This window comes from Christiangramia aquimixticola, from assembly GCF_048285835.1.
Taxonomy (GTDB): domain Bacteria; phylum Bacteroidota; class Bacteroidia; order Flavobacteriales; family Flavobacteriaceae; genus Christiangramia; species Christiangramia aquimixticola.
Window position 1 is genome coordinate 88888 of record NZ_JBLVTL010000001.1, and the last position, 22019, is coordinate 110906.

Here is a 22019-nt window from a genome sequence, read left to right on the forward strand (position 1 = left end):
GAATAACCATATTGTGCACCGTATGAAAATTTCGAATGATCCACATCATTTAATATAACTGCTAAACCTTTAAGCTTACCCTGCTTTTTAAGATCTCTAGAAAATTGAAGTAAAGATTTCTCTGTATAATCAGCTCGGGTTACATATAAAGTATAATCAGCTAATTGACTTATTAGTAAGGTATCTGTCACTATCATCGTTGGAGCAGTATCTACTATAACATAATCATATTCTGATTTAGCTAGGTTAATCAATTCCTCCATTCGATCGTTCATTAGTAATTCTGCTGGATTAGGAGGTATTGGTCCAGACAAAATAATATCAACTTTTATATTGTCATCAGCTGTATTGGAAATTATATCGTGATGATTTACTTCATAATTGTATAGATAATCCGATAGACCTTTTTCCTTAGTACCGATTGTTGAACTTGTGTATCGATGCAATTTAGGATTTCTTATATCAGCTCCAATCAATAAAACCTTTTTCTGTGTACTAGCCAAAGTTCTAGATAGATTGTATGATATAAAAGTTTTACCTTCTCCTTTTATTGTAGATGTTACGAAAATAACATGCCCAATATTCCTTTGTTTTTTTTGTATAAGATAAGCTAAGTTGGTTCTGAGAATTCTAAAAGATTCTGCTAAAGGCGAACGATCGTTTAAAAATATCACATCACTCTCCTCATTTTTTATTCTAGGAGTTTCTCCTATAAAAGGAACCATATCGGTAAGAGGGGTTAAATCACCTTTATGGTGAACTTTTGTATCAAGAACATTTTTAATAAAAATGATTAGAATAGGAATTACAAGTCCAATCAAAAACCCTCCAATAAGAATCAGCCATGGCGCAGGATCCACCGGTTCATTTATTGTATACGCAGCATCTACAACCCTTGCTACAGATGCTGTCGCCGCATAGGAAATAGCTGCTTCTTCCCTTCTTTGCAATAGAAATAGATATAGTTGCTCCTTTATTTGCTGCTGTCGTTCTATATTTCTCATTCCCTTTTCAAGACCAGGGAAATTACTAAACTTTCTTTGGGCTATATTTCCACGTTGATTAAGTTCATTCAACCTTATATTTATAGAGCTCCTCGTGCTAGCTATGTTTTCAAATAAATTTTCTCTTAAACTATCAAGTTGCTCAGTAATTGCTTTAACAACTGGGTTATCTGGAGTTGAACCTTTTAAATATTGATTGCGTTCTAAAACCAAAGTATTATACGAGTTAATAAGCCCAGTAATCTGTACATCACTTATCCCAACTTCAGGTAATAAATCGTACAGGCCGGATCTTTTCAAAAGTTCTTCAACCGAGTTTAGCAGTTCTAATTGCGTTTCCAGTTCAAAAATTTGCTGTTCAACTTCTGAAAATTTAGTCTGATACTGAGCGGCTCCTGCTTCAATATTCATAATTTCATTTTGCCTTTTGAAGTCAGCAATTCCTACTTCAACCGAATCAAGTTCCGTGGTAATCATTTCAAGTCTCTCTTGAATAAAGGCGGTTGTATTCTGTGCTACCTCCTGTTTATCTTCGATTCCTTCTTCATTAAATCTAGCCATCAACCTATTTAAAAAATCCTCGGACTTTGTACTAGATTCGTTAACAATTCCTAATTCCAACATATCCTTTGCCTTTCCTTTAGGCATTATAGAAAGGTTAGCAAGCATAATATCAGCAACATACCTTAATGGCAAAACTCTTATGTTTACAGTACTAGACTTTTTAAAAACCCCTTCTTCATTTCCAGACCGAGGTAAAATAGTGAATTGAATATCTTCAAATTCTATAATTTCACCAATTTTATGCTCAGAAGAATAACCTTTGTTTTGTTCTTCAAGTCGAAAATTAGTATCAGATGTTGGAGTAACGTAAAATTCAAAATTCTTTTTATTTACAATACTATCTGGTGAGATAAATTGAATCAATATAGGACTAGTCTTATATGCTTCAACCGTAATAACATTACCTTCAATAAAATATTGAATATTAAGATCCAATTCATCAATAACGCTAGAGACTAATTGTTTGGATTTTAACTTCTCGATCTGGCTATCAAGACCTTCATTATCCAATGATAGAATTGCCCCCCCTCCTGAAGGCAAGGCACTCATGGCCCCATTTTCATCATCATCCACAATTAAAAGGGATGCTTGGGTTTTAAATTTTGGAATGGAATATCTATTATAAAGAAATGCTAAAGCTCCTCCTATTAAAAAACCAATTAAAATCCATCGCCAATAGTTTAAGTATTTATAAATTTCAGCTTTTAGATCAAAATTAGACTCTTTTTTCTCTTCTGGTAATTCGTTAAAATCCTCCATTTTATAGGCTTCTAATAAGTAAGTAAAGGCTAACTATGGTTGTACCGACTGAAATAATTCCTTGGTAACTGCTGAAAAATCCCGCAGATTTAACCGTTCGATAAGTAGGTTGTACATACACTATATCATTCTGTTTCAAATAATAAAAAGGACTATCGAAAAGATTAGATTTGGTCATATCTATATATCCAATTTTTCTAATTCCATTTTCCTCCCTTATAATAGTAATATTTTCCCTCTTCCCATTATAGGTAATATCACCAGCCATAGCAAGTAATTCAGGTAAAGATATATTTCCTTCGTCAACTTGAACCCTCCCAGGACTCCTTACTTCTCCAAGAACTGTAATACTAAAATTTAAGATTCTAACGTCTACTATTGGATCTTTTATGTAGACGGTCATCATTTGCTCAAGCTTCTTTTCAACTTCAATCCTAGTTAAACCGGATACTGCCACCTCTCCCAAAACCGGGAACTTAATACTCCCATTTGGATTAACTAAATAACCATTAATTAAGGCTGATGATCTAGAACTACCTCCCCCATTATTTTGACCTTGTTGTTTCATTTGAAAAGGCTTAACTATTTCTTCATTTATAGATGAAGATGAAACGTTAATTCTTAAAATATCATCTTTTTCAATTTTTGGTTCATAATTTAGAATTGAACTGGCTTCAATATTTTCTCTTCCTTCATAAAAATAGACGACATCCTTTTTAGTAGAACAACTACAAACACTCACAAGTAGCAGAACAAAATATAATTTTTTAATCATATAGTTTTTAATCTTTTTTTAGTTCTTTTACACTATCTAACCTTTCGTATAAAGAATTATTACTTTTAAATTCCGGAATAAGATCCTTTAATTTAGCAACAACCTTATCATTTTTAAGCTTATGGGCAGACTTAATAATTTTTTTGACCTTCTCATTAATTAATTCGTAATCTCTAACAACATCCTGACCAATCATTATTTTTTTATGATGAGTAGGAAGAGTTTTACACTCATCGTTTAATAATTCTTCATATAATTTTTCACCTGGTCTAAGCCCGGTAATTTTAACTTTAATACTTTTATTTGGTTGATAACCTGCGAGCTTAATCATTTTAATAGCTAAATCCATAATTTTCACAGGTTCACCCATATCAAAAACAAATATTTCTCCACCCTTACCCATGGCTCCAGCTTCCAGAACTAGCTGACATGCCTCGGGAATGGTCATGAAATACCGAATTATATCGGGATGCGTAATAGTGACAGGACCTCCGTTTTCAATTTGCTTTTTAAACAAAGGAACTACCGAACCATTAGAACCAAGAACGTTTCCAAATCTGGTTGTTATAAATTTAGTTCTACCCTCCCCTTTTTTAATCTGGTCGTGATAAAGCGACTGGACATACATCTCCGCAGCTCTCTTAGAAGCTCCCATAACATTACTTGGATTTACGGCTTTATCTGTCGAAACCATAACAAAATGACCAACATTATACTGGACCGCCAAGTCTGCCAGGTTTTTTGTTCCTAAAATATTTACAAAAATAGCCTCGTGCGGATTACTTTCCATTAAAGGGACATGTTTATATGCGGCTGCGTGATAAACAACATTTATCTGGTGTGTTTGGAACATCCTATCCAATCTTCTTTTGTTTCCAACATCACAAATAATTGCCTTAAAATTTAAATTCGAATATTTAGATGAAATTTCAAGCTGTAAATGATGTAAAGGTGTTTCAGCCTGATCCAGGATAATTAACTTTTTCGGATTGTATTCTGCAACCTGACGAACAATTTCACTACCAATTGAACCAGCCGCCCCCGTAACTAGAATGGTTTTGCCGGTAAGTTGATCGATTTTGTTTTGTACATCCAATTGAATTGGTTCTCGCTCCAAAAGATCTTCTATCTGAAGAGTTTTTACCTTTTTTGCAATTGGTTGATCAGCATTCCAGGATGAAACTAGCGGTGCATTATAAACTGCTATATCGTTTTCTAAACATTCTTCAACGAGACGAAATTTCTCTTCAGAAGTAAGTGCATTCTCCGAAAAAATAATTGCTTCGGCTCCTAAGGAAGCTACTTCTTCATGGATTTTACGAGTGTGTCTTAATACAGGTTTATCTAGAACCCTTAATTTCTTATGATCCTCTTGTGTTAAAAACCCTACAATCTTAAACCTTTTTGGATGCTCGATGTCCAGTGCCCCAGCAATGGAAATTGCATTCTCGTCGACTCCGAGAATTACTGCATTAATTAAAGATTGGTTTTTTTGAACAATTTTAAAGTATTCATACGTTTGTTTCACACCTAATCGGAATAGGAACAATAGCGAAAAGGAAATCCAAAGGTTAATTAAAAGCCCTCCTATTAAAAATATCTTTTGCCCAACGAAAAAATAGGTGATATAATTAATTATTAAAAGACTAAGAAAAGAACTACAGGTGGCTAATAAAAGTTTTAGAGCATCAACATTTGAGGAATACCGTATAATTCCTGCATAGGTTTTAAATACAAAGAAAAACAATGTATTAAGTGTGATTACTAAAACTGCTTTCTCAAAAAAGCTAAGTAAAGTATATTGAAATGGAGAAAGGTCAACTAAGATTAATATAGTTAACATAATAGAAATACAAACCAGACCTACATCAATTAATAGGACAGCCCACCTTGGGAGATATTTTAAATTACGTATATCTAAGGCATTATCTGGACCGGTAAGTATACTCTTAAGGGCTTTTACGATTTTCCCCATAATGAATTTTCTATTTTTTCAAACAGTTTATAATTACCTCCCTGATCCTGTCCCTATCATTATCCGAAAGATTTGAACCACTAGGCAAACATAACCCATTTTCAAACATATCTTCAGCAATACCATTCCCGTAATAAGGATCTGATTCAAAAACAGGTTGCAAATGCATTGGTTTCCATAATGGCCTACTTTCAATATTTTCTTTCTCCAGGCACTTTCTCAATTCTTCCCGTGAGACTCCTGCTACTTTCTCATCAATAGTAATTACCGTTAGCCAATGATTACTAAAATAATCTTCATTAGGTTCAGCAAACACATGTATTCCTTTATAAGGAGAAAATAAATTTACGTAAAATTGAAACATATCCCTTCGTGCTGCAACTCTGTTATCCAGAACTTCCATCTGCCCTCTTCCAATTCCGGCGGAGATATTGCTTAATCTGTAGTTATAGCCAATTTGGCTATGTTGATAATGCGGGGCTTCATCCCTCGCCTGAGTTGCTAAAAACACGGCTTTATCCTTATGTTCTTTATTTTTTGTAATCAATGCTCCTCCTCCCGAAGTGGTTATAATTTTATTTCCATTGAATGACAAGATTGAAAAATCGCCGAAGGTACCGCACTTTTGTTCTTTAAAAGTACTACCTAAAGCCTCGGCACTATCCTCAATTACCGGAATTTCATATTTTTTTGAAATCGCTTCAATTTGATTTACTTTATAAGGCATACCATATAAATGAACAGCAATAATAGCCTTTGGCTTCTTTCCTTTTAAAATGCGATCTTTTATGGCAATTTCAAGTTGCTCAGGACAAAGATTAAGGGTGTCTTTTTCACTATCTATAAATACTGGCGTAGCTCCTAAATATTTTATGGGATTTGCCGTCGCAGCAAAAGTCATACTCTGACACAAAACTTCATCTCCTGGTTTAACTCCGAGTAAAATTAAGGCTAAATGAATAGCTGCTGTTCCGGAACTTAAAGCTGCAACTTCAAGTGGACCATAATTTTTAGTTTGAAGATAAGTCTTTATAGAATCTTCAAAACCTGAAACATTAGGTCCTAAGGGAGCAATCCAATTTGCCTGGAAGGCTTCATTAATATAAGTTAACTCATTTCCTCCCATATGTGGAGAGGATAGCCATATTTTATTTTTATTCATTCTTCCGACTTATTATACTTAATTATTCTACCGGGATTTCCAACAACTACAGCATAATCCGGTATATCTTTTAATATAACTGACCCTGCACCAATAGTGCACCATTTTCCAATATTTACCCCTGGTAGAATACTAGCACCAGCACCAATCTGGGTTCCCTCAGCAATTTTTACATTTCCAGTTATTACCGCTCCAGGTGAAATATGGCAAAAATCGGCCACTTTCACATCATGATCTATTATTGCATTTGTATTTATAATAGCATGTGAACCCACCTTACTTGAGGGGTTAATTACTGCACCTGCCATAACCACACTCCCTTCTCCAATAACAACATTTCTATTTACTATAGCTTTATTATGAACAAGTGCTTCAGAATATTGAAAATTATTTCGATCGACTATTTCTTTCCGAACAACATTGTTCCCCACGGCAATTACAAAAGAAAAATCATCTCCCTTTTCCGGCATTGAATGTTTTACCGGTTTCCCCATAATGCTATGAATTTCCGGATTATCATCTAGAATCATATCTATAGCATGATGGCTGGTTGACTCTATAATATCTATAATCACCTTCGCATGTCCGCTTGCTCCGTATATAATCATTTAATTACTCCCATTAAAAGGCTCAGTCGTCGCCATATTTTCAGTATTGATTCCTTCCGAAATTAACACTTTTTTAATTGTCTTAAATAAAATTTGGATATCAAGCAAAAAAGATATGTTTTCAACATAGTAAATATCTAACCGAAATTTTTCCGTCCAGCTAATTGCATTCCTACCATTCACTTGTGCCCAACCTGTTATTCCCGGCTTAACATCATGCCGCTTCATTTGTTCTCTAGTGTAAATCTGAAGATATTGAGGAAGTAAAGGTCTGGGTCCAATAAAACTCATATCTCCTTTTAATACATTAAATAATTGAGGTAACTCATCAACAGATGTCTTCCGAATAAATTTTCCCACAGGGGTTAACCTATCGGCATCAGGAAGCAATTGTCCTTTGGAATCCCGGGCATTAGTCATGGTCCTGAATTTGATAATATTAAAAATCCTACCATTTTTTCCAGGTCTCTTTTGTATAAAAAAAGGAAAACCATTATTGGCAATCGCAAGTAAAATAGTTACCACAATTAGAATAGGACTCAAAATAATTAAGGCAACTGATGCGAATATAAAATCGAAAAAGGGTTTGACCAACTGTGTATACATTAACTATATTAACAGGTGTTTAAATTAGCTTGCGAATTTAAACATGTTTATGTAGGCCTTCTAATTCTTTATATTCTTTTAACAAAATTTTCCAAAATTGCTCCCTTTCAAAATTGGCCTGAATTAAAGGTCGTGTGTTTTGAGTCAATTTCCAGCATAGTTTAGGATTTTCTAATAATTTTTTCATAGCCTCTTTTAAAGCGACCTCATCTTTCACTTTAATAATCAATCCGTTCACATCATTCTGGATTATTTCATTACAGCCATTTATATTAGACACTATAGCTGGTAATGACATAGCGTTGGCTTGCATGACCACATTAGGAAAACCTTCACGGTAACTAGGGAAGGTTAAAGCATTTGAAATAGCGAAATATGAACGAACATCTGCTTGAAAACCTGTAGTTATAATTTTTGGATGTTTATTAATTATCTCTATCGTAGTTGCATTTAATGGATCAAGCTCTTGCTCCAGTGGACCAACTAATATTAGAGAAATGTTTTCAACTTCTTCTTGAAGTTTTGAAAAAGCAGCAACCAATTCATTTATACCCTTTTCTCTAACCAACCTACCAACAAAAATATATACGAAATCATCCAGAGAAATTCCTAAATTTTTACGTAAAGAGCTTTTAAATTTTAGTGAATATCTGGAAGGGTCAAAATACTTTGTATCGATTCCATTTGAACTTCCATTCCCAAGTACTTTCAGTTTGGACTCTTTAGCAAATCCTAATTCGTTAATAATGGATTTCAATTTAAAAGAATTAGGATAAATTCTAACTGCGCAGGTGTAAGTTAGCTTTTCAACCCAGTCTAACAATTTTCTTTTCGCGCCCGTAGTTTCCATTAAAGGCAAGCCTGCAACGGTATGAATTCTAATAGGAACACCTGCAAGTTTGGCTGCTAGCATCCCTACTACCCCAGCTTTTGGGGTGTGGGTATGTACGATTAAAGGTTTTTCATTTTTCAAATACATATAAAGCCGAAATAAGCTTTTAATATCCTGAATAGGAGTAATAGCTCTAGTAAGTGTAACTGGAAATGTCTTTACTCCAATGCTATTACCCAATTTTTCCAATCGTTCTTTATCGGCGGAAATTGCAGTTACCTCATAAAATTTGTTCATGTAGGTTAACTGACCTTCAAGTAATTTTTCTAAGGATAATGGTACTGTGGTTATTCTTACTAATTTATGCACTTAGCTATATTTATAGAAGCAATTGATTGTCGAGGATTATTTTAAATCAGTGTTTAAAATTCCATATTTATTATAAATAATTAATACTCGACGTTAAACGTGAAATTAAATGCAACATCGACACAATTGTATTACTTTTAAACAAAATTCTAAAACATTAGTTCGAACCTGAAATAACCATATGTGAAATTTCACTCATACTATTCGAAACCAATCCATAATTTTTCTGACATTTTTTATAACACTCTAAAATTAGTTTAAGATCATTTAAATTTCCTTCAGGATCATTACCAAAGTTGTGCGGGTGCCACCACAGATGATAAATGTTCTTGTTTTTAGCTGCAAATTGCATCTCGTCAAATATCCGTTTTAATTTCAGATCATTTTTAAACTCAGATTCTTTTGGTCTTAATAATCTACTAGCTCTTTGTTGAACCGGAAGATCTCTATTCATTGTAGAAATATCATAAGCTTTATCCATTAATCCTAAATATGCATCACCGGTTCTAAATATTTTCTGTAGAAGGGTATCTTTTTGAGTATTATTCCAATACCAATTATCAGGATTAATTCTAACACCGGTTATTCCAAGTTCCTTACAAATTTCAAGGTATTCTGGATTAAACTGATTTCTAGGAAAAACAAGGGATTTTAACTGTATACCCTTATTTTCAGCTATTTGAATAGCTTTTTTAAGATCGGAATGAAAACTATGTACGGTTTGACCGTCTTCCAGGCAATAATAATGTGAATATGTATGAGTTGCCATTTCCTGTCCTTTTGACTTATGAATAATATCAATTATATCATGTGCAAAACACAATTCATTTTTAATTAAGTCTTTATTATTCAATCCAAATTGATAGGCAGATAGTTTTGAGCTATTATAAGCAGGAAGTTCCCTTGGTATATTCTCTATCCATTGTTCCCAATTTTCATTAAATAACATTCCTACTGTAGCCCAGGTAGCATGAATATCATAATCTTCAAAAAGTTTAATTAGTTTTGGAACTACACGCCTCGTGTTTTCAAAATAATCAACTTTTTTATTGTAATCTATTTTGTCAAATACACCCCAGAGTAATTCAAAATCTAAAGATATAACTAGCCGTCCATGTTTCATTATTTCATATTTATTGCTAGGTCGTTTTGCCTAAGCATTTGAGCTCTCCTTTTTCTCCAGCGCATGATCTTATTATATTTTTTTTGTGCAAGGAAATAATAAATAACAAAGAACAGAAAGTACATTACCATTGATTTCTGCCTCATCATAATTCCTAAGTTGGACATAACAAAAACCATAGCAAACGAGGATGTCAGAAATACCACAGTACTCATTTTCACTGCAACTGGTGATTTTTTCAAGAATTTGAAAAAATCCTTTCTAAATATTTTGAAGAAAAGCAGCAAATAAATCAGGTTTTCAATTGAAACAATAAATCCTAGAATACCTGGAGCATCAAAGAATAAGGGTCTAAACCAGAAAGTAAAAAGTTTCAATGGTAAGGGATATGCAGTCATATCAACCCCTGATCCAGATTTGCTTAATTCACCCGCTCTATCTTCTGAAAAATCTTCAAAATCCTCAATTAAATTATCTGAATTATTAAGTCCAGCCATACCTAAAATTTGATCCTGAACAATAATTAATCCTCCCAGCATAACCCCAACAACCAATACTTTCTTCCAAAATGAAATTTTTTCTCTACCACTAAAATAACCTAAAATGGTCCCCATAGCTACGAAGAAAAATACATGAGGTCTTATAAAATATATAATCAAAGAGCCTATAAGTAAAACTACCCACCGGTATTTTGGATCCTTTATTGCATATGCAAACATCATAAGCCCTAAAAATATAGGAGCACCCTTCCCAAGGGAGGAAGTCCAAAAATGCATATTAGGCAGAAATAAAATTAAGGTTAAAAAATCTAAATTTTTAAACACCTTAATTTTGATTGGAATATTTTCTCTAAAAAAGAGATAAGCAAAAACAAATCCCAGAAATCCTAACCACCCATATAAAACCATCATCATTTCATAATTAAATGATAGACCGTTAATAAAAGGATAAGACATAAAGTCTATAAAAGTAGTACTAGTACCATAAAAATCACCCCATGATTTCGCCGGATTCTGGGGGCGAGAAAAGTATAATTTGGAATCTGATGGATTTAATAAAGCATAAATGTAATAGACTCCCATAAAGAACAGGTGATAACCCAATAACCTGTTCATTAATCTCTTATCAAAAAAACGATGTTTATGTTGATAAAGTTTAAATATAGACTGACTAATGAAGATTAAAAAAAGTAATAAAAATATAACACCGATCATAGTTTCTAAAATAGTTCTAAATCCCCTAAACTATAATCCCAATTTTTCAAATTATAAAAGGACAACGCATCTGATTTATCAATATTTAAACCTTTAAGGGTTAGGACAGGTCCTATATTGCCTGTATAAGATAGCAACCCTAATTTGAAGTTAGCATGAGAATAAGAAACAAAATTAGCACTACAATTGGATGATAATTCTAAAATCTCTTTTTTAGCCTTCTTTTTTCCATCAGAAGATATAAATATAAGTTCTGAAATTCTTAGTTCTTTATATTTCCCTCTATCCTTTAAATATGCTGCAAGATAAAAATCTTTGTTTTTAACGACATGATATTTTTGAAGTGCATTAGCTTGATACCTCCAATCCAAAAAATTCTCATTTTTAATTGTAAATAGTTTATTATTTTTCCTTAAAGACTCATTATATTTTTCAAGCAGCTCAACGAATTCACTTTTTGAACATTCCTGTTTTATAATAGGATCAAATTGACCTTTCTTTAAAAAATTTAAAGGGTTTGCTGGTGAAATTGATAAGCCAATTTTATTCACCTCTTTCCAACCCATTTTTAGATACCCTGGTTTGCTGAGACTATTTGGAGTATTAAATACGAAGCTAATATTTTCTTTTTCACCTATTTCTAAAGCTTTTAATGTTAGTTTTTTAAAAATACCCTTACCACGATGTGCAGGATCCGTGGCAGTATCTACTGCTCTAAAAGCAGATAATTTTCTGCCTTTGTAATTCCATTGCCAGCACATAAATGCTCTAACACCAACAATTTTATCATATAAACACGCCACAAGGACAAGACTTTTTCCAAATGGATTTTCAACATGTTTATAATTCCAAACTGTCTCCGTTTTTTGAGAAGATGTTTCCCCTAAACTGCTTTTTAAAACCTCTAAAATTTCTGGCAGATCTTTTTCTTGGGCTTTCCTAATTTCCATTTTCCAATAACTTTAGGTAATTTAATTCAAGTTTTTTAACCATACTTTCCATACTAAATTTTTCAAGAACACGAAGTCTTGCAGCCTTCTGAAGCCTTGTTTTTTCTTCTTCACTTTTCATTAATATTTCCAGCTTCTCTACTAAATCCTCCCAGTTATTAACCGTTACCATCAAACCATTTTTACCGTCTTCCAAAACTTCTTTAATTCCTCCGGCATCTGTTGAAACTATAGCACATTCCATGCTCATGGCTTCCAATAACGCAATAGGTAAACCTTCAAAAGATGAAGTCATCATAAAAACATCCATAATTTCAAAATAGGGACGAGTTTCAGTTTGCAAACCTGGCATTAAAATTTTGTCCTCCAAATTTAATGCCTTCCTTTCTGCAATTAATTCTTTTTTTAATGGCCCATCTCCTATAATTATTCCACAGACATTTGGATTTTTATCCGAAAATTTTTTAAATACTTGCATCCATTCTTTTAACCGTTTCTGAAAACGAAAAACAGCCACTACTCCCACAACAAAAGCATCTGACGGTATATTTAATTCTTCATGGAGCCCAACAAGATTTTTTTTCTTATATTTTTTAGTATTAACACCATTTAGAAGAGTTACAACAGGAATTTTTGGTTTTATATTTTTAAGAATGGAAGAACTTACATCTTCTGAGACTCCAATTGCTAAAGATTGGGAATTAAAACTAACCCTATTTAAAAACTTTGTTACCCAATGGTAACGTTCCTGCATATTATGTTCAGTGTAAACTAATGGGATATTAGTTTTTTGGTGGACTAACCTTCCTAAAAATCCGGCCCACGGCAAATGACAATGAATAATATTAATTTTATGTTCCACTACATAATTTGCAATCTTATTAGCTTCCAGCATAATTTGAATATTATTAGAAGCTTTAAAACAATGAACAACGCCATTATTGTTTTCTATCGCAGAAACCATCTGATTTTTCCAAGGGAGAAAATAGACATAGTGAAATTCAAATCTTTGGCTATCATGCAGTTTAAGCGTCTCTGGTAGTAACATTTCTGCGCCTCCTCGACCAAGTGACTTTATTATATGAAGAACCCTGATTTTTTTACTCATTTATTTTATTTTCGAAATAGCTAAAATAAAAACATATATACTTTAAAGCTTTAAACTTTCGCCAATTTTTGCAAAATTGGGGCCTTAATTAATCGCTTACTAAATCCTTAATTCCATTTACAGAATTTATTTTTATATTAATTATGAGAATTTTTCTTTTCACTTTTCTTAACGTTTTTGCGAAAATCACTAAAAGATTTTACAAGTATAATTTAAGGGTTATTACATATCACGAGATCCCTGATAGGGCGATATTTAAAAGACATTTAAATTATCTTAAATCGAATTATTCAATTATAGATTTAGACACTTTAAAAGAGCATATAGAAAATGGCAAAATTTTACCCAAATACCCTCTACTAATTACCTTTGATGATGGTTATAAAAATATATTCACCAATGCAATACCTGAATTGATAGATAAAAAATTACCCGCTTGTATTTTTATAATAACATCATATGTAAATTCTAATTTGGAATTCTGGTGGAAAAGCTCCCTTGCTTATTACGATGAAATAAGTTCAAAAAGTAAAGCTGCAAAGAAGAAAAATTTACTTCTTAAAAATATACCAAATCATGAAAGAATAAACCTTTTAAACAAAATTCCTAATATTCCTAAAGAACAAATTACCTCTACAAGTTTTAAGCAGTTAGAAAAACATAATATATCGTTGTGTAATCATACTCATACACATCCTATCTTAGATAAATGTTGCGTAAAAGAAATTTGTCAAGAAATTACCTTAGCTCAGAAATGCTTCGATTCTTGGGAAATTTCAGGTAAGAATATCTTTGCATATCCTAATGGAAATTGGACGGTGGAAATTGAAAAAATATTAAACAAGAAAGAAATTAAATTAGCATTTTTATTTGATCATAAGATTAATAGAAAAAAAATAAATCCTTTAAGAATTTCTCGACTTAGCACCAATGCAACTATGTCAATTCCAGAATTAAGTGTAAAAGTAGCTGGACTTCATTCAATCATTTCTAAAATATGGTGAAATTTCGAATCTTTAATTTTGACAGCGATGCAAAACAAGTAATATCCTTGATTAACAAAAACCTGAATCCAAATTATTCAGAAGAAAATTTAATTTGGAAGCATTATAAAAATCCTCACCAAATTTCCACCGGGGCAGTTGCAGTAAAAAATTCATCAATTATTGCGTGTGTATTTTACATGTCCTATGACCTAAAACTTAGTACTGGAGAAAGAATTAAAGCTGCCAGACCTGTTGATGGTTGTACAGCATTAGAAGAAAGAGGAAAAGGAGTGTTTAAAAAATTAATGAAATATTGCTTAGAAAATTTCCACTATCCATTTAGGTTTCTTTTTGCTAACCCAAATCAATTCAGCTTTCCCGAATTTTTGAAAATGGGTTGGGAACGACATGCCGGCTATCAATACTTTTGGGGTATAATAAAACCCTTACACCCAATAAGGAGCCCTAAGATAAAGCTCATAAGTTTGATTAATTTTTCTGAAAACTCTTTGTATTCACATTTTAATTCCGATGAACTAAGGTGGCTAAATTGGCGTTATGAATATAAAAAATATAAAAAGGTGCTTTTTAATAACGGCAATAACTTAAATTTGCTCATATACCGATGCGCAAAAATGAAAGGATTAAGAACCTTAATAATATGCGATTATCTTGGATCAGAAAAGCACCTAAATGAGATCATATTAGAAGCCTGCAAGCTGGAAAAAACCATATTTATTTATTATTTATCATACAATAAAAATTCTAGAATAAACTGTCTATTGAAGGTAAAACATAAAGATGCTGTGATTGTCACTACTCCAAAACTCAACCCTTCAAAAAACATATTTTTCACCCTGGCAGACTTAGAGGGAACTACCTAATTTAAACTACTGGAAATATTTATTGTCAATGACGTTCAAAAAAGATAAATTTAAGATTCAGGAAAACGAATATCATTTCCCTTACCATTATATACCCTACTTAGATAAGGAGCAGAATGTAGTGAATCACAGGTCAATTGATTGGGGTTTCAAGTATTTCTCTTATTTATTAAGAATAAAAACATTGGTTGAAAAACTTCAACCATCATCAATATTGGATATTGGCTGTGGCGAAGGTCGATTCTTAGGATTGTTGGATTCGAAAATAGAACGAAAAGTTGGAGTTGATTTATCTGAAAGGCCAATTCAATTTGCTAAGGCATTCCATCCGAATATTCAATTTTATTCGATGGATGCGAGTTATTTAAAGGAAGAATTCGACATTGTAACTGCAATAGAAGTTCTTGAACATATTCCGGATAATGAAATACCTCATTTTTTTAATATTCTGGAAAAAAGATTAAAGAATAATGGATCCATAATTTTATCAGTACCTACTACTGTAGTCCCGGTTTCCAAAAAACACTATAGACATTATAACCTTTCTCTCTTCAAAGAGCAACTTATATCCTCCAAGGCTCCATTGAAAATCACACACGTAGAATACGTATATCAATTTTCAAGATTATTGAAATTTTATGCAAAATTAACTCAGAACAAATATTGGATTATAGAAATAAGATTTTTAAGAAATCTTGTTTGGAGATTAGTCCAATCCAATTTTGCAATAGCTAATGAAAAAAATGGTGAGGAAATGATCATTGTTTTACGAAAGTGAAATTTATTGCTTCCTCATTATGGATTTCACCCACATATCTGAAAATTTTTCAAAACCTAACATGGAAAAGTGACAATTATCTGGTAATCTGTATTTGCTATCAAATAATTTATCTGTATCTGGTCCTTCATAAACCATCTCGAAATCATTTATAATTTTACTCTGAATACCAGTTAAAAATCTATCAGAACCTGTATTACAGATAGAAGTGCGCGAAAGATAGATAGGAATTTCTATCCCCTCTTTTTGTAATTTTTTTAAAAAAAGGTGAAATTCTTTATAATAGTTTTCATTCCCATATTTACTTTTATGATTTATCTCTCCTTGATGGAAAAGTATCGCATCGACTCTACCATACTTATTGATCAATTGGTTATAACTATTAAGCAAGTAAGAAAAGTACGGAGAGGTATTAAGTTCTTTAATACTCTTACCTTGCCAACCATTATTTGAAAATATTACTTTATCATGGATCCCTTGTAATATAAGTTTATCACCTACCATCCCCCAAACAGATCCAGCATCACCTGAAGCACCTAAAGAAGGATCTTGATAACCATAAACGGTATAATCATAGAACTGATATACATCGTTTTTAACTTTATATCCAATCTGTCCGTGATTAGCAGAATTAGACTGCCCATAAGTTAGGTAAATTCCTGTTTTTTTTGTTATTGCAACCTCCATCCTTTCCATATTCGATACATTCAAATATCTCTTTTTATTCTCCCCTATTCCTATCTCCTTTTTAAGTGTGAAAATTAGATCGAAAGGAAAAATCCGATAATGACCAGTAAAAATGCCTATTACATAACCTATAGTAAAAAAAATTATTCCAACGGCAATATTCTTTTTTTTCATAATATTCTTGACAAAGAAAAAATCAGTTTGTCAAAAATATATGATTAATTCCCTTAATATTATAATAGATTTACCCTAAAATATTTATTAGTCAATATATTTGCATGCTTAAGATTATCACCATAAAAGCTGGAATAACCTAAAGGTTGTTGTTATTCTAAAAAATTACAATTATTTAAATTTAAATTTTGAAAATACTCGGAATATCTTGTTTTTACCACGATTCTGCTGCAAGTGTTATAGTAAATAATAAAATTATTGCATGTGTACAAGAAGAAAGGTTCACGAGAATAAAACATACTGCTGAATTCCCAAAAAATGCAATAACATATTGCCTGGAAGAAGCGGGGCTTACATTAAATGAGCTTGATGCCATTGTTTTTTATGATAAACCGTTACCTAAATTTGAGAGACTTTTAAGTACTTATTACGCAATAGCTCCTAGAGGGTTACTTTCCTTTTTAAAATCTATGCCAATATGGGCAAAAGAGAAAATCTTTTTTCGAAAATTATTAAAGGATAATTTAAAAGAGGTTGAACCAAATTTTAATAAAAGGAAAGTAAAAATTTTATTTACTGAACATCATTTATCCCATGCAGCAAGCAGTTTTTATGTTTCAAACCAGCAAGAATCTGCTATTCTTACTATTGATGGGGTTGGAGAATGGTGTACAGCCTCTATTGGATTGGGAAATGACAAGGAAATTAAAATCTTAAAAGAATTATATTTCCCACATTCCACTGGTTTACTCTATAGTGCTTTTACATATTATCTAGGGTTCCGTGTAAATTCGGGAGAATATAAATTGATGGGGCTTGCACCTTATGGAAATCCACATTCTGACGAGACCTCGACGTTTATTGAAAAAATAAAAAAATATATTGTTGATATAAAGGAAGATGGATCTATTTTTCTTAATCAAGATTATTTTAAATATGCAGTAGGAAATAGGATGATAAATTCCAAAAGATTTGAATCACTTTTTGGAATTAAAATCAGGGGTGAACATGATGACATCAACCAATCTCACTGTAATCTTGCTTATGCTATTCAAAATGTAACAGAAGAAATTGTAATACGTCTTGCAAAGGAAACCAAACGTCTTACTAATTCTAAAAATTTATGTCTTTCAGGAGGTGTAGCGCTTAATTGCGTAGCCAACGGAAAAATTCACGAATTAAAAATATTTGATAATATATATATACAACCTGCTTCTGGAGATGCGGGTGGTGCCCTAGGTGCAGCTTTGGCTATTAATCACATGTATTTTGGGAATGAAAGAATTTTTACTAACACCTATGATTTAATGCAGGGTAGTTACCTAGGTCCCTACTATAGTGATAAAGAAATTACCTATCTCAACAGAAAATATAAGGCCGAAAGTAAACAATTAGAATTTGCCCAATTAAAACGAAAAGTTGCGAAGCTACTTTCCGAAGGTTTTGTGGTTGGATGGTTTCAAGGTAGATCAGAATTTGGACCTCGTGCGTTAGGTAACAGATCTATATTAGCTGATCCAAGAAATAGAGAAATGCAAAAGAAATTAAATCTAAAAATTAAGTACAGAGAGAGCTTTAGACCATTTGCCCCTTCGGTATTAGAAGAAGATTATTCCAATTATTTTAAGGGTGATCTAAAAAGTCCTTATATGCTTATGGTAAAAGATATAAAGGAAACAATTAAATCTAATATTCCATCAAATTATCATAATCTGGAATATTTAGAAAAATTATATACAGAGCGGAGTTCTCTTCAGGCCATTACTCATGTCGATTTTAGTGCTAGAATACAAACTGTTTCTAGGGAAACCAATCCCAAATACTGGGAACTAATTAATGAATTTAAGAATATTACAAACATTGGAGTTTTGATTAATACAAGTTTTAATGTAAGAGGGGAGCCAATAGTAAATTCACCTGAAGATGCCTATAAATGTTTCATGTCTACTGAAATGGACTATTTAGTAATCAACAATTTTTTTTACGAGAAAAATTTGCAAACCGAAATGATTAAAAAGAATGTTTTTAAAGATGACTAGGAAAAATAAGCATTCAAGAATTCTATTAATATTTTTTAATTTATTTCTGATTCTCATTTTGTTAATTATAATTGATCCATTAGTTGGTGTTTTTATTGAGGAAAATGAAGGGGAAACAAGAAATATAAGTTTTAAAGAGAATAAACCAAATTCTGTAATAAAAGTCGCACCATATAAAAAGGATAAACTTAATGAACCTGTTGTAAAAAGGACAGATAAACATGGATTCATTCTGGGACCTGGTGAAAAATCTACTGATAAGATTGATTTTATTTTTTTAGGTTCCAGCACGGTGGAAAATGAAAATGTAAGAGAGAATAAACGTTACCCTTATTTATCAATTGAAAATCTTAATCAGAAACTACAAACAAATTATATTTCCAGAAATGCGGGCGTAGGGGGAAATTTAATTTCTAATAGTAACTTAAGTTTAACTGTAAAAATTGTAGATCTAAATCCAAAGTATATTGTTTTATCTTCCTCTTTAATCGACATTTTATACTTATCCAAAAATGAATCCTATTGGACCGGATCGAAGAAATTAGTAGAGAGTTCAAAACCCGGCATCTCTTTATTAAAAAGCCTTAAGGAACTTCTATTTCCCAACCTGTGGCTCCAGGCTCGAAAATTTATTGCATCAGGGGATATATCCGATTTTCAAGGCAGTCAATTTTCTCCAAAAGATAAACATAGGATATTAAGCCATTATGAAAAACAGCTGGATGTTTTTATAAATACTTGCCAGATATATAATATTAAACCTATTCTAATGACGGATTATTATATACCCGAATTAATAAGAAATAATCTAATAAGGAAAAAGATTTTTAATTCAGAGGAGGCTAATTATTACGTACAAACTCTGATACCTTCTATTAATAATATAATTGAGACCAAATCCAGATTGCATAAAATTCCGTTGATCAGATTAAATGAACTAGTTGAAAAAAATGAGCTTTATATTAACTCCGAGGACGGTGTACATCTTACCAATTTGGGAAATGAAAAAGTATCCAAAATTATCTCAACCTTTTTGGTTCAACATTTAGCATATGAAAAAAATTAAAGAATATTTTATAACTACAATCATTTTACTAGCAGGTTTACTACTAATTGAGTTAACAATTCGGATTATAAACTCTGATATGGAAAATTATGATTTAGAAATGTGGAAATATGCAATTGAGTTAAAACAAAGAGATCCTGTAATAGGGCATATACATAAGAGTAATAAAAAAGCAATATTACAGAACGTTGAAATAAAATTAAATTCTTTAGGTATGCGATCTGAGGAACCAGATCCATTAAGGAAAAAAATACTATTTATTGGTTCATCCATCAGTTTAGGTTGGGGTGTAAAAAAGGAAAGTACTTACGTAGGAATATTTGAGAATGAAATTGAAACTAATAATTTGAATTACCAGGTTTTAAATGGATCCGTTGGAAATTATAACACATTTAGATATGTTGAAAATTTCTTACATAATCAAAAATCACTAAATCCCGATATTATTGTAATCAACTATTTTATAAATGATGCGGAAATTTTACCTATGGGTTCTAACAATTGGCTTTTAAAAAATAGCGCCTTGGCAGCTTCACTAAACATAGCATTCAAAAGAATTACAGCGAGGAGTGGTAATAATCTGAAGGAATACTATAATTCACTTTATGACCCAAAAGCAGAAGGGTTTAAAAACATGTATAATTCTTTAAGAAAACTTTCGGAATATAGTTTACAACATAAAATAAAAATTTATTTCGTTATCATACCTGACATTCATTTTTTAGAAAATTACCCTTTCTCCCCTATTCACCAAAAAATGGGGAAATTAGCAACCAAATTAAATTTTGAGGTTATTGATCTTTATAGTGCATTAGAAGGTATTCCATTTGATAAATTACAAATCACCCCTGGTGATTCCCACCCTAATTCTTATGGGCATAAATTAATGTCCAAAAAATTAATAAATGAAATTTTACCTGATTTAAAATAATGCTTTTTAATTCATTAACCTTTCTAATCTTTCTTCCAGTAGTATTCACTCTTTACTGGCTTTTGAATAAAAAACTGAAACTTCAAAACTTTACGCTTCTTTTAAGTTCCTATATATTTTATGGATGGTGGAACCCAAAATTTCTTTCTCTAATCTTCCTGTCCACCATTATTGATTACACAATTGGGTTAAAACTACCTAAGGCTGATTCACGAAAAAAAAGAAGAATTTTACTTAGTATTAGTCTGGTATCTAATTTAACAATCTTAGGCATATTTAAATATTATAATTTTTTCATTAAGTCGTGGGTAGATTTATTACATGGCGTAGGATTTCAGGTGGAAAATACCTGGACATTAAGCATAATTTTACCTGTAGGTATTTCCTTTTACACATTTCAAACTATGTCATACACAATTGATATTTATAGAAATAAATTAATACCCACTAATGATTTCATATCATTTGCGACATTTGTGGCATTTTTTCCTCAACTAGTAGCCGGGCCAATTGAAAGAGCTTCACATTTTTTACCTCAAATATTGAAAAAAAGAGTTTTTAATAAGAAACAGACTATACAAGGTTTAAACCTCATTCTCTGGGGCTTATTTAAAAAAGTTGTGATTGCTGATTCTTTAGCTCCAGAAGTTGATAGAATATTTGGTGATTTTAGTAATCACGGTGGAGGGACCCTGTGGTTAGGGATAGTTTATTTCGCATTTCAAATTTACTGCGACTTTAGTGGGTATTCGGATATAGCAATCGGAACTGCAAAACTTTTTGGCATTGAATTGATGTCGAATTTTAAATTTCCATATTTTTCCCGGAATATTGGAGAATTTTGGAGAAGATGGCATATATCTTTGTCCACATGGTTTCGAGACTACCTCTACATTCCTTTAGGTGGTTCGAAATCTGGAAAATTTAAATCTATTCGCAATATTTTTATAATCTTTATTGTTAGTGGATTGTGGCATGGTGCTAATTATACCTTTATCGTATGGGGGGGGTTACATGCATGCCTTTACATCCCATCATTTTTTTTAAAATCAAATAAAAAATATTATGGGCCAATAGCTTCCAGAAACCAATTGCCTTCTATCGCAACAACATTCCATATATTAAAAACATTTATTTTTGTTTTAATTGGATGGGTATTTTTTAGGAGTGAAAATATTGTAAATGCACTATTATATTTAAAGACCATGTTAAACCCATCAGAATTTACAATTGAACCAAAAATTGAGTTAACAGTTTATCTGGTTTTCTTTGTTATTTTAGAATGGAGTATGAGATCAGATGAAAGAAAACCTTTAAACATTTCTTTTAAGCCATTAAGAATTATTACCTATACATTAATTATTACTTTTATATTACTTAATTTTGAACAAAATCCACAGCAATTTATATACTTTAGTTTTTAAC

At 31.7% G+C, this 22019-nt stretch carries 19 protein-coding genes; 7 read left to right on the forward strand and 12 right to left on the reverse strand.

Translation table 11 applies throughout. From position 1 onward, the window contains the following. The 11 genes from ACNKXV_RS00360 to ACNKXV_RS00410 form a co-directional block, all read right to left on the reverse strand. Positions 1–2327, reverse strand: a 2327-nt coding sequence (locus tag ACNKXV_RS00360) for a GumC family protein (RefSeq protein WP_417905712.1), incomplete at its 3' end; no start/stop codon positions are given. Position 2328: 1 nt separating this feature from the next. Further along, complete coding sequence (locus ACNKXV_RS00365; protein ID WP_417905713.1) at positions 2329–3102, reverse strand: polysaccharide biosynthesis/export family protein; 774 nt, start codon at positions 3100–3102, stop codon at positions 2329–2331. 7 nt (positions 3103–3109) lie between these two features. Then, a complete protein-coding gene (locus ACNKXV_RS00370; RefSeq protein ID WP_417905714.1) occupies positions 3110–5077 on the reverse strand; it encodes a polysaccharide biosynthesis protein in 1968 nt (655 codons plus the stop codon). 10 nt (positions 5078–5087) lie between these two features. After that, positions 5088–6239 (reverse strand): DegT/DnrJ/EryC1/StrS family aminotransferase, encoded by a 1152-nt coding sequence (locus tag ACNKXV_RS00375; protein ID WP_417905715.1) that lies wholly within the window; start codon positions 6237–6239, stop codon positions 5088–5090. Beyond that, positions 6236–6847, reverse strand: a complete 612-nt coding sequence (locus ACNKXV_RS00380; protein ID WP_417905716.1) for an acetyltransferase — start codon at positions 6845–6847, stop codon at positions 6236–6238. The genes ACNKXV_RS00375 and ACNKXV_RS00380 overlap by 4 nt, the downstream gene beginning before the upstream one ends. Next, a complete protein-coding gene (locus ACNKXV_RS00385) occupies positions 6848–7453 on the reverse strand; it encodes a sugar transferase (protein ID WP_417905717.1) in 606 nt (201 codons plus the stop codon). Positions 7454–7490: 37 nt separating this feature from the next. Then, on the reverse strand, positions 7491–8654 hold the full coding sequence (locus ACNKXV_RS00390; RefSeq protein ID WP_417905718.1) for a glycosyltransferase family 4 protein: 1164 nt from the start codon (positions 8652–8654) through the stop codon (positions 7491–7493). Positions 8655–8811: 157 nt separating this feature from the next. Beyond that, positions 8812–9777 (reverse strand): polysaccharide deacetylase family protein, encoded by a 966-nt coding sequence (locus ACNKXV_RS00395; RefSeq protein WP_417905719.1) that lies wholly within the window; start codon positions 9775–9777, stop codon positions 8812–8814. Further along, the gene (locus ACNKXV_RS00400; protein WP_417905720.1) at positions 9777–10859 is read right to left on the reverse strand and encodes a hypothetical protein; all 1083 of its coding nucleotides are present in this window, start codon (positions 10857–10859) and stop codon (positions 9777–9779) included. The genes ACNKXV_RS00395 and ACNKXV_RS00400 overlap by 1 nt, the downstream gene beginning before the upstream one ends. 137 nt (positions 10860–10996) lie before the next feature. Continuing rightward, positions 10997–11941 (reverse strand): GNAT family N-acetyltransferase, encoded by a 945-nt coding sequence (locus ACNKXV_RS00405; protein WP_417905721.1) that lies wholly within the window; start codon positions 11939–11941, stop codon positions 10997–10999. Next, complete coding sequence (locus tag ACNKXV_RS00410) at positions 11931–13049, reverse strand: glycosyltransferase (protein WP_417905722.1); 1119 nt, start codon at positions 13047–13049, stop codon at positions 11931–11933. Before ACNKXV_RS00410 ends, ACNKXV_RS00405 begins: the two co-directional genes overlap by 11 nt. A 143-nt stretch (positions 13050–13192) precedes the next feature. Between ACNKXV_RS00410 and ACNKXV_RS00415 the strand changes: the two genes are divergently transcribed. From ACNKXV_RS00415 to ACNKXV_RS00425, 3 genes are read left to right on the forward strand one after another with little or no spacing between them, the layout of a single operon-like run. Further along, positions 13193–14053: a polysaccharide deacetylase family protein gene (locus tag ACNKXV_RS00415; RefSeq protein ID WP_417905723.1), complete on the forward strand. Its 861-nt coding sequence runs from the start codon at positions 13193–13195 to the stop codon at positions 14051–14053. After that, entirely contained in the window at positions 14047–14919 is an 873-nt protein-coding gene (locus ACNKXV_RS00420) for a GNAT family N-acetyltransferase (RefSeq protein WP_417905724.1), read from the forward strand. The genes ACNKXV_RS00415 and ACNKXV_RS00420 overlap by 7 nt, the downstream gene beginning before the upstream one ends. A gap of 28 nt (positions 14920–14947) precedes the next feature. Next, on the forward strand, positions 14948–15697 hold the full coding sequence (locus ACNKXV_RS00425; RefSeq protein ID WP_417905725.1) for a class I SAM-dependent methyltransferase: 750 nt from the start codon (positions 14948–14950) through the stop codon (positions 15695–15697). A gap of 3 nt (positions 15698–15700) precedes the next feature. Here ACNKXV_RS00425 and ACNKXV_RS00430 read toward each other — a convergent pair whose 3' ends face one another. Next, positions 15701–16558, reverse strand: coding sequence for a sialate O-acetylesterase (locus ACNKXV_RS00430; protein ID WP_417905726.1), 858 nt, complete (start codon positions 16556–16558; stop codon positions 15701–15703). Between the two features lie 188 nt (positions 16559–16746). On the opposite strand from ACNKXV_RS00430, the gene ACNKXV_RS00435 reads away from it, so the two are divergent. From ACNKXV_RS00435 to ACNKXV_RS00450, 4 genes are read left to right on the forward strand one after another with little or no spacing between them, the layout of a single operon-like run. Continuing rightward, positions 16747–18597, forward strand: a complete 1851-nt coding sequence (locus tag ACNKXV_RS00435) for a carbamoyltransferase family protein (RefSeq protein ID WP_417905727.1) — start codon at positions 16747–16749, stop codon at positions 18595–18597. Next, positions 18590–19663 carry a hypothetical protein gene (locus tag ACNKXV_RS00440; protein WP_417905728.1) on the forward strand — a complete coding sequence of 358 codons (1074 nt, stop codon included), beginning with the start codon at positions 18590–18592 and terminating at the stop codon, positions 19661–19663. Before ACNKXV_RS00435 ends, ACNKXV_RS00440 begins: the two co-directional genes overlap by 8 nt. Continuing rightward, the gene (locus ACNKXV_RS00445; protein WP_417905729.1) at positions 19650–20594 is read left to right on the forward strand and encodes an SGNH/GDSL hydrolase family protein; all 945 of its coding nucleotides are present in this window, start codon (positions 19650–19652) and stop codon (positions 20592–20594) included. Before ACNKXV_RS00440 ends, ACNKXV_RS00445 begins: the two co-directional genes overlap by 14 nt. Continuing rightward, positions 20594–22018: an MBOAT family O-acyltransferase gene (locus ACNKXV_RS00450; RefSeq protein ID WP_417905730.1), complete on the forward strand. Its 1425-nt coding sequence runs from the start codon at positions 20594–20596 to the stop codon at positions 22016–22018. The genes ACNKXV_RS00445 and ACNKXV_RS00450 overlap by 1 nt, the downstream gene beginning before the upstream one ends. Position 22019: the final 1 nt, after the last annotated feature.

Excerpts from the sequence above, each read along its gene's own strand:
- ACNKXV_RS00365 (WP_417905713.1), bottom strand. The coding sequence starts at position 3,102 with ATGATTAAAAAATTATATTTTGTTCTGCTACTTGTGAGTGTTTGTAGT.
- ACNKXV_RS00370 (WP_417905714.1), bottom strand. The coding sequence starts at position 5,077 with ATGGGGAAAATCGTAAAAGCCCTTAAGAGTATACTTACCGGTCCAGAT.
- ACNKXV_RS00375 (WP_417905715.1), bottom strand. The coding sequence starts at position 6,239 with ATGAATAAAAATAAAATATGGCTATCCTCTCCACATATGGGAGGAAAT.
- ACNKXV_RS00380 (WP_417905716.1), bottom strand. The coding sequence starts at position 6,847 with ATGATTATATACGGAGCAAGCGGACATGCGAAGGTGATTATAGATATT.
- ACNKXV_RS00385 (WP_417905717.1), bottom strand. The coding sequence starts at position 7,453 with ATGTATACACAGTTGGTCAAACCCTTTTTCGATTTTATATTCGCATCA.
- ACNKXV_RS00395 (WP_417905719.1), bottom strand. The coding sequence starts at position 9,777 with ATGAAACATGGACGGCTAGTTATATCTTTAGATTTTGAATTACTCTGG.
- ACNKXV_RS00400 (WP_417905720.1), bottom strand. The coding sequence starts at position 10,859 with ATGGGAGTCTATTACATTTATGCTTTATTAAATCCATCAGATTCCAAA.
- ACNKXV_RS00405 (WP_417905721.1), bottom strand. The coding sequence starts at position 11,941 with ATGGAAATTAGGAAAGCCCAAGAAAAAGATCTGCCAGAAATTTTAGAG.
- ACNKXV_RS00410 (WP_417905722.1), bottom strand. The coding sequence starts at position 13,049 with ATGAGTAAAAAAATCAGGGTTCTTCATATAATAAAGTCACTTGGTCGA.
- ACNKXV_RS00415 (WP_417905723.1), top strand. The coding sequence starts at position 13,193 with ATGAGAATTTTTCTTTTCACTTTTCTTAACGTTTTTGCGAAAATCACT.
- ACNKXV_RS00420 (WP_417905724.1), top strand. The coding sequence starts at position 14,047 with ATGGTGAAATTTCGAATCTTTAATTTTGACAGCGATGCAAAACAAGTA.
- ACNKXV_RS00425 (WP_417905725.1), top strand. The coding sequence starts at position 14,948 with ATGACGTTCAAAAAAGATAAATTTAAGATTCAGGAAAACGAATATCAT.
- ACNKXV_RS00430 (WP_417905726.1), bottom strand. The coding sequence starts at position 16,558 with ATGAAAAAAAAGAATATTGCCGTTGGAATAATTTTTTTTACTATAGGT.
- ACNKXV_RS00440 (WP_417905728.1), top strand. The coding sequence starts at position 18,590 with ATGACTAGGAAAAATAAGCATTCAAGAATTCTATTAATATTTTTTAAT.
- ACNKXV_RS00445 (WP_417905729.1), top strand. The coding sequence starts at position 19,650 with ATGAAAAAAATTAAAGAATATTTTATAACTACAATCATTTTACTAGCA.
- ACNKXV_RS00450 (WP_417905730.1), top strand. The coding sequence starts at position 20,594 with ATGCTTTTTAATTCATTAACCTTTCTAATCTTTCTTCCAGTAGTATTC.